The organism is Clostridium sp. Marseille-P7770 (assembly GCF_902143525.1).
GTDB lineage: Bacteria > Bacillota > Clostridia > Lachnospirales > Lachnospiraceae > Pilosibacter.
Window position 1 is genome coordinate 567,697 of sequence record NZ_CABFVC010000003.1, and the last position, 12,374, is coordinate 580,070.

Annotated in this window: 7 protein-coding genes; 1 reads left to right on the forward strand and 6 read right to left on the reverse strand. The window is 51.7% G+C overall.

From position 1 onward, the window contains the following. Positions 1 to 25: 25 nt before the first annotated feature. The 4 genes from rsmH to FN001_RS09785 all read right to left on the reverse strand — a co-directional run bounded on the left by rsmH (position 26) and on the right by FN001_RS09785 (position 7,762). Positions 26 to 1,108 (reverse strand): 16S rRNA (cytosine(1402)-N(4))-methyltransferase RsmH, encoded by a 1,083-nt coding sequence (rsmH, locus tag FN001_RS09770; RefSeq protein WP_142411680.1) that lies wholly within the window; start codon positions 1,106 to 1,108, stop codon positions 26 to 28. Positions 1,109 to 1,409: 301 nt separating this feature from the next. Further along, positions 1,410 to 2,906 (reverse strand): C69 family dipeptidase, encoded by a 1,497-nt coding sequence (locus FN001_RS09775; RefSeq protein ID WP_142411681.1) that lies wholly within the window; start codon positions 2,904 to 2,906, stop codon positions 1,410 to 1,412. A 253-nt stretch (positions 2,907 to 3,159) separates the two neighbouring features. Beyond that, positions 3,160 to 6,924 (reverse strand): phosphoribosylformylglycinamidine synthase, encoded by a 3,765-nt coding sequence (locus tag FN001_RS09780; protein WP_142411682.1) that lies wholly within the window; start codon positions 6,922 to 6,924, stop codon positions 3,160 to 3,162. 223 nt (positions 6,925 to 7,147) lie between these two features. After that, entirely contained in the window at positions 7,148 to 7,762 is a 615-nt protein-coding gene (locus FN001_RS09785; RefSeq protein WP_118298438.1) for a sigma-70 domain-containing protein, read from the reverse strand. A 562-nt stretch (positions 7,763 to 8,324) separates the two neighbouring features. On the opposite strand from FN001_RS09785, the gene FN001_RS09790 reads away from it, so the two are divergent. Next, a complete protein-coding gene (locus tag FN001_RS09790; protein ID WP_142411683.1) occupies positions 8,325 to 9,200 on the forward strand; it encodes a LysR family transcriptional regulator in 876 nt (291 codons plus the stop codon). A 61-nt stretch (positions 9,201 to 9,261) separates the two neighbouring features. On the opposite strand, the gene FN001_RS09795 is transcribed toward FN001_RS09790, so the two are convergent. Both FN001_RS09795 and FN001_RS09800 read right to left on the reverse strand, forming a co-directional pair. Next, positions 9,262 to 11,625: an ATP-dependent DNA helicase gene (locus FN001_RS09795; RefSeq protein ID WP_142411684.1), complete on the reverse strand. Its 2,364-nt coding sequence runs from the start codon at positions 11,623 to 11,625 to the stop codon at positions 9,262 to 9,264. 308 nt (positions 11,626 to 11,933) lie between these two features. After that, positions 11,934 to 12,176: an HPr family phosphocarrier protein gene (locus FN001_RS09800; RefSeq protein WP_486463503.1), complete on the reverse strand. Its 243-nt coding sequence runs from the start codon at positions 12,174 to 12,176 to the stop codon at positions 11,934 to 11,936. Between the last annotated feature and the right edge of the window lie 198 nt (positions 12,177 to 12,374).

The following is a 12,374-nucleotide window of genomic DNA, read 5'->3' on the forward strand; positions in this document are numbered from 1 at the left end:
TTCCGTTTCCGAGCCTGTTTTTTCTTTACATCCTGTGCGGATTTTCGCCATCCCGGATCGCCCAGCGCATCTTTGTGGATCTTGCACGCGGGTTTCTCTGGCATTCTTCCGCCGATGGACGGATCACATCGCTCGCAACGTCGCTGTAGATTTCTTCCTTTTTGCCGTCCTTAAAGTAATACTTTACAAGGCGGTCTTCCCCGGAATGGAAGGTCAGGATCGCAGCTCTTCCGCCCGGTGCCAGGATCCCCGGCAGTTTTGAGAGGAAGCTTTCCAGAACCTCGAATTCCTGGTTGACATCGATCCTCAGCGCCTGGAAACATCTCTGGCAGGATTTCTTCACGGCTTCCTTCCGCTCTTTTTCCGGGATAAAAGAAAGCACCTGCTCGATCACTTCTTTTAATTCCGTGGTCGTCTCAATATACTGACGTTTCCGGTTTCTCTTTGCGATCTCCCGTGCGATCTCCTCCGCATAAGGCTCATCGGAGTTTTCCGCGAACATGCCCGCGATCTCTTCCATATCCATCTGTTTTAAGCGCTCCGCCGCAGATATTCCTTTTTCCGGGTTCAGGCGAAGATCCAGCGGACCATCGGCCTTATAAGTGAAACCGCGCTCCGGGTTGTCGATCTGCATCGAGGAGACACCGAGATCTGCCAGGACAAAGTCAAACAGCCCCGCCTCCGGGACGAGCCTGTCGATATCAGCAAAGTTCATCTGTTTTATCGTAAGGATCTCCTCTCCGAAGCCGCGTTCCTTCAGGCGTTCCTTTGTCTTTACGATCTCGATCGGATCCACGTCAAGAGCATACATATGCCCCTGTCCTTCCAGCTTTTTTAACATCTCCGTCGTGTGACCGCCGTATCCAAGTGTGGCGTCCAGCCCCTGCATTCCCGGCTTGATATCCAGGAAATCCAGGATCTCTTTCACGCAGATCGAGATGTGCATGCCGGCCGGAGTGCTGCCCTTTTTGATGACCTTTTCGATCGTATCGGCATATTTCTCCGGATTCTGCTCTTTATACTTTTCTTCAAACCGTCTCGGGTGTGTCCCGCTGTAACGGACACGCCGTTTGTGCACCGATGCTCCCTGTACCTCTTTTTCTTCCATCTTAAAACCTCATTTATCCTGTATTCAGCTTCCATGCGCCTTGCGCTCTTTCTGTTTATCTTAACACAAAAAGGCGCGGCATGTAAATCTGAGCATTTTCTGCCATAAGTAGCATAACGGGATGAGGTTCCCGTGTCAAGCGTCAAAAAGTACAAAAATATGACAAAAGACCTCCGCCCGGGATCCTGCGGCCTGATCTACACCGCATCATCCCTGCAGAGGTCTCGTTCTGAGAAGAATTTATCAGCTTCCACCGGCCGGAATTACGCGTCAAGTCTCACATGCGTTCGGCCTGAACTTGTTATGCGTCAGATCTTGAAAACGCGTTCTTCATGGAATTGCTGAGCTCAAAGAGCACATGATCCAGGGTATTCCCCGTCTCTTCCTTTAACATCTTTGCGATCTCACGGTTCGCTTTCTCCAGAAGTCTTCTGCTCTCCGCCGGATCCGTGATCTTTGCAGCCTCGGCGTCATACTTGCGGAGCAGGGCATGTCCTTTCGCCTGGACCGCATTCTGGTAGCGCTCGATGTGGATCGCAGATTTCGCAAAAGATGCGTCCGCCATCGCGGCGATCATTCTTGCCGACCAGTAGAAATTCTCTGTGGAAACTTCCTTTGTGGTGTTCGCAAGGTATTCCGGAGTCTCGTCAACAGCCGCATAGAATGGGACCAGCGTATTGAACGCGTTGGACGCGAATGCAAGCCACTGGACTGCCTGGCAGTTTGCCGGAACGTCCGGGCGCATCTGGATCAGAGCCAGGAAATCGTTGCGGTTGATCCCGATCGCGCGGTATTTACCCTTCTGGAGGCCGTCCCCGCTCTTCGCATACGGGTCGAACGGAGTTCCCTGGAAATGGGAGGAAAGTGCATATTTGACATCCTCGACTGTCACCTTCTTCTCCGGCACCATGCTCCACGGGATATCATCGGACTCCGGCGTATAGTCCGCATCCGGTCCATCCCACTTCTTTGTATGCGGGTTAAAGTAGCGGCACATGAACCATGCCCTCGGAGTATTGTAGATGTGATCGGAATCACTGTGGCTTCCAAACGCAGCTCTCGCATCAAAATGACTGCCATTTCCGCCGTTTAAAGAGAGGTCCAGATGGTTCTCTGCGATAAATTCACGAAGGTCCGAAGAACACATATGCTCCTTCTGCTCAGAGAACGCATCGTTTAAGTCAAACTCATCGATACCGAACTGGTTCGGCATCACCACATACCGGTCATCCGGAACACGCTTTGCGATCCAGTGATGGCCGCCGATCGTCTCGAGCCACCAGATTTCACCCGCATCCTGAAAAGCGATGCCGTTCATCTCATAAGTCCCGTACTTCTCCAGGAGACTTCCGAGGCGGATCACGCCCTCTCTCGCACTGCTGATGTACGGAAGTGTGATGTATACAAGGTCTTCCTCACCGATCCCGCCGGCAGTTTCCTCTTTTCCGTCCTCCGCCGGCTGATATTTTACAAGCGGATCTGCGCCGAGCACGCGGGCGTTCGATGTGATCGTCTCCGTCGCTGTCATTCCCACGTTCTTCTCATTGACGCCGCTCGCCGCCCAGATCCCCTTTCCTTTGATCGCATTCGGGACTGCCGTAAATTTCATCGGGTCGCCCGGAAGCTCGATCTCCACATGGGAAAGGACTGACTTGTATACCTTCGGCTGCTCCTCCGGATGGATCACCACGAATTTCTTCGCCGTGAAATGTCCGGAACCGGAGTCATCGTTTCGCGCGATCATCGTTGAACCGTCATATGATGCGTTTTTTCCTACCAGGATTGTTGTGCATGCCATATCAGATACCCCCAAAATTCAATTTTGTCATCATGGTTTCGCGGCTGCCTCCTGAACTTTCCGCAGGAAACTGTCCTGCGAAGCAGTCTTCATTCGGCCATTCTGTCCGCCAGCCACGGATATCTTCAGTTTAGTACGCACTCTGGTTTCTGTCAACTAACTAAGTCACCGCGGTGATGCGGCAGGAAACAGCAACACAGCAAATGCCCCGGAGTACGCATCCCCCGGGGCATTCAAAGTATCAGTATTTCAATTATTTAAAGTACTTCACACCGCTCTCAAACAGCTTCAGATCCTGTTCTCCGGTGATGTTCTTTGCAACAAAGTCGCCGCGTCTCTCTGCGTGACCCATCTTGCCGTATACACGTCCATCCGGACTTGTGATACCTTCGATCGCCATGAAGGAGCCGTTCGGGTTCCAGTACTCATCCATCGTCGGATTGCCGTTAAGATCCACATACTGGGTCGCAACCTGTCCGTTTGCAAAGAGCTTGTCGATCCACTCCTTCGGAGCTACGAAACGTCCCTCACCGTGGGATACCGGGTTCGTGTAGATACCGCCGAGCTTTGCCTCAGCAAGCCACGGGGACTTGTTGGAGACAACCTTTAAGTTCACCATCTTGGAAACATGACGTCCGATCGTGTTGTAGGTCAGGGTCGGAGAATCCGGCTTCTGCTCTACGATCTTTCCTTCCGGAACGAGTCCGAGCTTGATGAGTGCCTGGAAGCCGTTGCAGATACCGAGCATGAGTCCGTCACGCTCATTTAAGAGCTTCATGATCTCGTCCTTTAATACCTCGTTGCGGAACGCGGTAGCAAAGAACTTCGCGGAACCTTCCGGCTCATCGCCTGCGGAGAATCCGCCCGGGAACATGACGATCTGCGCCTGCCCGATGGATTTTCTGTAAGTCTCGACAGAATCACGGATATCCTCGGCGCTCATGTTCTTAAATACCTTCGTGATGACATTCGCTCCGGCGCGCTCAAATGCCTTTGCACTGTCATACTCACAGTTTGTACCCGGGAATACCGGAATGAATACGGTCGGAGTTCCGATCTTGTGGTCACAGATCACGATGTTGTCTGCCTTAAATACTTCGTTCTTAACTTCTTCCTTCTTCACGCCGCTCTCGGTCGGGAATACATCCTCAAGAGTCGCATCCCATGTCTTTAATGCCTCATCGAGCGTGATGGAGACATTGCCGTACTCGAAGGCTGCCTTGTCGGTAACCTCACCGATCACACGGTAGCTCATCTGAAGCTCGCCGACCTTATCAGCCGGAACCTCGCATACGATGTCGCCCCATGCCGGTGCGAAGAAATCTCTCGGATCCACGTCATGCTCGATCTTTACGCCTAAGTGGTTGCCGAATGCCATCTTGCTGACAGCCTCTGCGATACCGTTCGCCTCAGCGGCATAAGCGGAGATCACGCGGCCTGCCTTGATGTCCTCATGAAGTTTATCATAACCATCCATGATCTGCGCGTAATCCGGAAGATCATAGGAATCTTTCTTGATTTCAAATACAACGATCTTGTTTCCGGCTTTCTTGAATTCCGGAGAGATCATGTTCTTTGCGTTCGCCACGTCAACTGCGAAGGAGACGAGTGTCGGCGGAACGTCGATCTCCTTTCCGCTCTCCTCATCGAAGGTTCCGGACATGCTGTCCTTTCCGCCGATGGACGGAAGCCCGAAGCCGAGCTGTGCGTTGTAAGCACCGAGAAGTGCTGCGAACGGCTGGCTCCATCTTGTCGGCTCGCTGCTCATTCTGCGGAAGTACTCCTGGAATGTGAAGCGGATCTTCTTATAATCGCCGCCTGCTGCCGCGATCTTCGCAACGGATGTGAGGACCGCATAGATCGCGCCGTGGTACGGGCTCCAGCTGGAGAGATACGGATCGAAGCCGTAGCTCATCATGGTCACAGCGTCGCACTTTCCTTCGAGGACCGGAAGCTTTGCAACCATGGTCTGGATCTCGGTCTGCTGATATTTACCGCCATACGGCATCATAACGGTAGATGCGCCGATGGAGGAGTCGAACATCTCAACGAGACCTTTCTGGGAGCATACATTTAAGGAGCCGAGCATCTTCAGCCATTTTTCCTTAACATCTCCCACTTCTTTCTTTTCAAACGGGGTTCCCTCGTGGTTCGGAACTTCCAGGGTCACGTCTGTCTCCTGGTGAGCACCGTTCGTATCAAGGAACGCACGGCTTAAATCAACGATGGTCTTTCCGCGCCATGTGAGAACGAGTCTCGGGCTCTCGGTAACTGTCGCAACCGTTACCGCCTCAAGGTTCTCTTCCTCTGCGTAGCCTAAGAATGCGTCAACATCTTTCGGGTCAACGACAACTGCCATTCTCTCCTGGGACTCGGAAATCGCAAGTTCTGTTCCGTCAAGACCTGCATACTTCTTCGGAACCTTGTCAAGGTCGATCAGAAGTCCGTCTGCGAGCTCACCGATTGCTACGGAAACTCCGCCTGCGCCGAAGTCGTTGCACTTCTTGATCAGTCTGGAAACTTCCGGACGGCGGAACATTCTCTGGATCTTTCTCTCAGTCGGGGCATTACCTTTCTGGACCTCAGCGCCGCAGACCTCGATGGATGCCTCTGTGTGCACCTTGGAAGAACCTGTCGCACCACCGATACCGTCACGTCCGGTACGTCCGCCAAGTAAGATGATCACATCGCCCGGATCGGATGTCTCACGGATGACGTTCTTTCTCGGAGCTGCTGCCATAACGGCACCGATCTCCATTCTCTTTGCAACATATCCCGGATGGTAAAGCTCTTTTACATAACCGGTCGCAAGTCCGATCTGGTTTCCGTAGGAGCTGTATCCATGGGCAGCCTCTGTGACAATCTTTCTCTGCGGGAGTTTTCCCTTTAATGTCTCATTTAACGGTTTTGTCGGATCTGCCGCACCTGTGATGCGCATTGCCTGGTATACATAAGTACGTCCGGAAAGCGGATCACGGATCGCACCACCGAGGCATGTCGCAGCGCCGCCGAACGGCTCGATCTCGGTCGGATGGTTGTGAGTCTCATTCTTGAAGTTTACAAGCCACTCTTCTGTCTTTCCGTCGATCTCGACCGGAACAACGATGGAGCAGGCATTGATCTCATCAGAAACCTCGAGATCTTCAAGTTTGCCCTCTTTGCGGAGCTTTTTCATGCCCATGATCGCAAGGTCCATCAGGCAGACAAACTTGTCGTCGCGGCCTTTGTAGATCTCTTTATGATCCGCAAGATACTGGTTATAAGTGTCCTCGATCGGCTTTTTGTAGTCGCCGTCTGTGAATGTCACATTTTTCAGCTCTGTGGAGAATGTCGTATGACGGCAGTGATCGGACCAGTATGTATCGAGCACACGGATCTCTGTCACAGACGGATCTCTCTTCTCCTCGTTCTTATAGTAATTCTGGATGTGAAGGAAATCCTTGAAGGTCATTGCGAGATTTAAGGAGCTGTAGAGTTCCTTTAAAGCCGCCTCATCCATATCTTTAAAACCGTCAAAGATCGCAACATCCTCCGGCACATCAAACACGGTCACAAGTGTCTCCGGGATCTCCTCGGACGCCTCTCTGGAGTCCACCGGGTTGATACAGAAGGACTTGATCGCAGCGATCTCCTCAGCGGAAAGCTTTCCGGAGATCACATAAGTCATTGCGGAGCGGATCACCGGCTCCTCATTCTCATTTAATAACTTTACACACTGCTCCGCAGAATCAGCTCTCTGGTCGAACTGCCCCGGCAGATACTCGACGGAGAATACCACGTCGTCCGCGCCATGCGGGAATGTCTCCTCGAACACCTCATCGACCGGCGGCTCGGAAAAAATCGTTCCGAGTGCCTCTTTATATACATCCTCAGAAATATTTTCAATATCGTAGCGGACCAGTACACGAACGCCCGTTACCTCTGTAATGTCAAGGTAGCTCTCGATCTCCTCGCGAAGCTCTCTCGCCTTGATTGCATATTCCGGTTTCTTCTCAACAAACACGCGCTTTACGCTCATAGTCTCTCCTCCTGGAAAACGGCTTTGTCCGATGGTTGTTATTTTTCATGACTGCAGCGCCACCTCGTGCGGAGCAATCCATTTTCCATTATCATAGCACAGATTTGTGTGATTAGTAAAGTTAATATATCTAATTTATTTTATTACTTATGCTTATCAGTTGTCACATCCAGCATACTCCCACAGCGATGAACTCTTTTCCATCCTGTATCACCGCAAATTATTAACTCTGCAGATCCTGATTGATCTTGCTCATGCTGAGCGCATCCATTGTCACCTTCATGATCTCCCGGACCTCGTCCTCCGTCATCTTCATGCGCTCCGCAAGCTCCGAAAGCTTCGCCTCACGCCCAAGCTCCTCCGCCATGGACTTTGAAACCTCCTGGAGAACATTGACGCGCGCCAGCATCTCCTCCTCGATATCCGTCTCCTTCTTCTGGTCGTTGATGATCTCCTCCATGCGGACACGAATCCGGCTCTCTAAAAGCTTCTCAAAGCTCCCCTCAAAGCCTTCATCCGCCAGCATCATCAGCTCCATACTCGCCTCCTGGATCAGATCCGCCATCGGGACGCCCTTATTGATATAATCCTGAACAAAAAACAGCGCATTTTTCAGATTACCCTCGATCAGACGCTCCCTCGCCGCCTTATTCCCACTCCGGATCTCCCCGAGCAGCTTCTCATTCTCCTCCTCACTGCACGGCGGGATCGCCGCGATCTCTTCCATATATACACGGTAAATATCTTCCGGATTCAGCTCCTCATTCGCATTGTTGAACTCGTCATCAACATTCCCACTCTCATTCTCATTACTGCCATATCTCATTTTCTCTGCCATGATCTTCTCTCCGTTCTTCTATTGATAAAAATATAAACATATCAAAAATTCCATGTTCCCTGTAAGCATACCATATTTTTTCCCTGACTTCCATAGTAAAGAAAAAACCGTTCACGCCAGGCTGATATAATTTAATTCTCTCCTAGAATTTTCAATCTATATTGCCGTGCAAAAACATTCCACGCACATACACTGAAATACCATCATTTTCTCTTTACGCCTAAGTTCCCGCCGTCACCAATTTCCTACAGCCTCCCATCTAACACCAGCAATACCGCCGCCGGCGGTGAGCGTCCGGACAGGAGTGCATGATCCGGGGATCTGGCTTCCTCTTAGCTCGCGGGTGACTGCGTTGGAGAACAGCGGACACTTGTTTGAGCGAAGCGAGTTGTGTCCGCTGTTCTCCGCCCTTAGCAGTCTCCCGCAAGCTTAGAGGAACCGTCCCCGCATCCCCAGCACTCCTGGCCGGATGCTCACCGCCCGCCAACCAATTTTTGTTTTCCCCCTTTTCAAATCCCCCATTCTATGATAAAATAACCTTGTTTCATTAGGAGGACTAATAATGGATATCAACTACGAATTATATAAAGTATTTTACTACGTCGCAAAAACCCTGAGCTTCTCCGAGGCCTCCAAATGCCTCTACATCTCCCAGTCCGCGGTCAGCCAGTCCGTCAAGGTCCTGGAGAAAAAGCTCGGCCAGACCCTCTTCATCCGAAGCACAAAACGCGTCCAGCTCACCCCGGAAGGCGATATCTTATTTAAACATATCGAACCGGCGATGAACCTGATCCACAAAGGCGAGACCCAGCTCTTAGAGGCAAACACCTTAAACGGCGGCCAGCTCCGTATCGCCGCCAGCGACACGATCTGCCGCTATTTCCTGGTCCCGTACTTAAATAAATTCCACAAGCTCTACCCGAACGTCCACATCAAAGTGACAAACTCCACCTCGATCGAGTGCGCCCACATTTTAGAGAACGGCCAGGTAGATTTCATCATCACAAACTACCCGAACTCCGGTCTCTTAAACACCCACAGCGTCCGTGCCATCCGCGAATTCCGCGATGTCTTCGTCGCAAGCGCCGAGCACTTCCCGCTGCAGGATAAGACCTTCACACTCGCCGAGCTTCTCGATTATCCGATCATGATGCTCGACCGCAAGAGTACAACCAGCGAGTTTTTACACTCCATGTTCCAGAAATCCCATCTCGACCTGGTCCCGGAGATCGAGCTCAGCAGCAACGACCTTCTGATCGACCTCGCAAGGATCGGCCTCGGGATCGCCTTCGTCCCGGATTTCTGTATCCCGGAGGACGAAAAACAGCTCTTTATCCTAAAGCTCTCCGAGACTCTCCCGGTCCGCCAGCTCGTCGTTGTCCACAACGAGAACCTTCCGGTCTCCCAGGCTGCAAAGCAGTTTATGGATATGCTGTAGGATTAAGCCAAAAAGAGTCATGTCCCGCGCAACTACATGCCGGACATGGCTCTTTTTTCTTTTACTTTCTGCTCTCCCAGAAATCCTCCATGCACTGTCCCACGTTTCCCCGGTTCACCATCTGAAAATGTTCCCACTCTCTCGGAAACAGTTCCAGATATTCTCTCTTTAAGAACCGGTCATCGAGGAGCAGGATGATCCCCTCATCCTCCGTGGTCCGGATCACGCGCCCTGCCGCCTGCAGAACCTTATTCATCCCCGGATACTGGTAGGCAAAATCAAAGCCCGCCTCCTCTTTCTCCTCGAAATATCCGCGCAGGACTTCCTGCTCCACACAGACCATCGGAAGCCCCGTTCCGACGATCACAGCGCCGATGAGACGTTCCTCCTTCAGATCAATTCCTTCCGAGAACACGCCGCCCATCACGCAGAAGGCCGCCAGCGAATGATTCCGTTTCTTCTCAAATTCTTCCAGAAATTCCTGTCGTTCCTGCTCCTTCATTCCCTGTCCCTGCACCAGAAGATCTGCCGGAAAATCCAGCTCCTCCACAGCCTGTTCGACCTGCTCCATATACTGGTAGGAAGGAAAGAACACCATATAATTTCCGTTCTTCGACCGGACAACCTCCCGGATATACTCCGCAACCTTCCGGTATTCACTCGCACTCCGCCTCGAATACCGGCTGCTGACATCCGTCGCCACCATGAGAAGCCGCTTCTCTTCCGCAAACGGGGAGTTCGCATAGACCGCGTAATCATCCTCATTTCCGGAGAGCAATGTCTTGTAATACCGGATCGGCAGCATCGTCGCCGAGAACAGGATCGTGCTGTTCCCCTGTGCCATGCAGAGTGAAAGATTCGAGGACGGATCCACGCAGAACAGCCGCACTTTAAAGGAAGAAACGCCCATATTTTCCGCGTAGATCCGGTAATGATCGTCCAGAAGCTCATAGACATTCAGGAAATCCCGGAGTCCAAAATAAAAGTCAAGGACCTCGTCCCGCCCTTCAAAATCCGGGAAATCCTCCAGAAATGTCTCCATATCCGAAAAGACCGCCATCGCCGCTGCCGCCAGGGATGTCACATCCGATAAGAGCTGCCATGTCTCGCATTCCCGCTTCATCACAAGCATCACCTGATTGCATTTCTCGAGATCCTTCGTAAGCTTCGGAGCTTTGCCCTTTGTCAGGCGCTTTACCGTGAGAATATCTTCCTTTTTTAACTCAGCACTGTACATCTCCCGCGCCCGCGAGACGAGATTATGCGCCTCGTCCACAAGGAACAGATATTCCCCCGTCTGCCCGTCCGCAAAATACCTTTTCAGGCGCACATTCGGGTCAAACACGTAGTTGTAATCGCAGATGATCCCGTCCGTCCAGCTTGAAATATCAAGGCAGTATTCAAACGGGCATACCTTATATTTTTCGGCATATTCCAGGATTTTCTCCCTCGTCATCTCCTGTTCCAGATGCAGGATGTCAAAGACAGCCTCGTTCACCCGGTCAAAATGTCCCTTCGCATACGGGCATGCATCCGGATTGCACTCGCAGTTTTCCAGCGGGCAGAGCTTTTCCTTCGCTGTGATCGTCACAGAAGTAAAGATCAGTCCCTTTCCCCGGAGGATCCGGAGTGCTTCCTCAGCGACCGTCCTCGTTACCGTCTTTGCGGTCAGATAAAACAGCTTATCGCCTTTTCCCTCCCCGATCGCGCGGACCGCAGGGAACACCGTGGAGAGCGTCTTTCCGATCCCGGTCGGTGCCTGGATGAACAGCCGCTTTTTCCGGCTGATCGTGCGGTAGACAGACACCACAAGGTCTCTCTGTCCCTCCCGGTACGGGTATGGGAATTCCAGATTCCGGATCGATGCGTCGCGGGTCAGCTCATGGTGGTAGAGATATCTCGCCCATTTAAAATATTCATGGACCACGCCCGAAAACCACTGTTCCAACTCTTCCTTTGAGCGGTCGGTCTGAAACCGCCGGATCTCCTCCGTCTCCAGATTGCAGTAGGTGAGCTGCAGGCGGATCCCGTCCAGATCCTTGTCGCAGCAGTAGAAATAACCGTAGCACATTGCCTGGGCGAGGTGGACTTCGATCGGTGCTTCCAGTCTCGCAACATCCGTATACATGCCCTTGATCTCGTCGATCACCGTGATCCCGTTTTCCGTGAAGATCCCGTCCGCCCGGCCTTCCACCGAAAGAACGATCTCCTGCTCGTCATCCGTGACTTCATGTTTCAGCGGGACCTCCGCCCGGTATCCGGATCCCATCCGTTTCTGGATCTTCCTGTGGATCCGTCCCCCGGCCAGCATCGCATCCTTCTGGGCGTTCCCGGACCTTCGGTTGTCGATATCTCCGGAGCGCAGAACAAACTCCACCAGATTCCGGACCGAGATCCGGATCGATCTTTTATTTTCCTCGCTCATCACATGCGCTCCCTTTCATTTTCGTAAATCAAATATGCACATCTCCTACGCCGTCCGCAGAAAATACCAGAACTGCAGGCTCTGAATCGCTGCTGATGTTTCCATATTTCATGTCTTTTGCAAGTATAACATTCCAGAACAAAACTGTAAACACTGCGGATCGCAGCTGTTCTCCACAGGACGCTCGCCGGGTGCAGCTGCCTGCAGCATACTCCGTTCTGGCACAAATGAGCTTTCCAACGCACAAAAAAAGCAGCCAGCCATACATTTTTGTACAGCCGCTGCCTCTTCGTTTTTTCTTCGATCCGTTACGCTACCGCGTGCATCGGATTCTTTCTCTCGAGGAACTCCTCGAACGGTGTGTTCTCGCCGTCGAACTCAACGGTGAGGATCTTTGTAAGATCAAGACTCAGTACTCCGAGAAGAGACTTCGCATCAATGATCATACGGTTATAAAATACATTCACATCAAAATCACAGCCGCTGGCAATGCTCACAAACTCCTTTGCCTCGTCTGCAGACGCAAATTTTACTTTTTTCTGTTTCATCATATTTCTCAAACTCCTTTTTGTTAAACCCACAGATGTCAAATACCTGATTCCATAAACCCTTTTTGCGAAACGTGAACAGCAATGGCTTCGAACATTCCAATATATGAAATGGTTCGAAAATGTTTCCATACTGCCTACGATTATACATTTATACCATATCCGGAGTTGAGCGTCAATCGACAGATGTCACCATCTTTT

Excerpts from the sequence above, each read along its gene's own strand:
- FN001_RS09780 (WP_142411682.1), bottom strand. The coding sequence starts at position 6,924 with ATGAGCGTAAAGCGCGTGTTTGTTGAGAAGAAACCGGAATATGCAATC.
- FN001_RS09790 (WP_142411683.1), top strand. The coding sequence starts at position 8,325 with ATGGATATCAACTACGAATTATATAAAGTATTTTACTACGTCGCAAAA.
- FN001_RS09795 (WP_142411684.1), bottom strand. The coding sequence starts at position 11,625 with ATGAGCGAGGAAAATAAAAGATCGATCCGGATCTCGGTCCGGAATCTG.
- FN001_RS09775 (WP_142411681.1), bottom strand. The coding sequence starts at position 2,906 with ATGGCATGCACAACAATCCTGGTAGGAAAAAACGCATCATATGACGGT.
- rsmH (WP_142411680.1), bottom strand. The coding sequence starts at position 1,108 with ATGGAAGAAAAAGAGGTACAGGGAGCATCGGTGCACAAACGGCGTGTC.
- FN001_RS09785 (WP_118298438.1), bottom strand. The coding sequence starts at position 7,762 with ATGGCAGAGAAAATGAGATATGGCAGTAATGAGAATGAGAGTGGGAAT.
- FN001_RS09800 (WP_486463503.1), bottom strand. The coding sequence starts at position 12,176 with ATGATGAAACAGAAAAAAGTAAAATTTGCGTCTGCAGACGAGGCAAAG.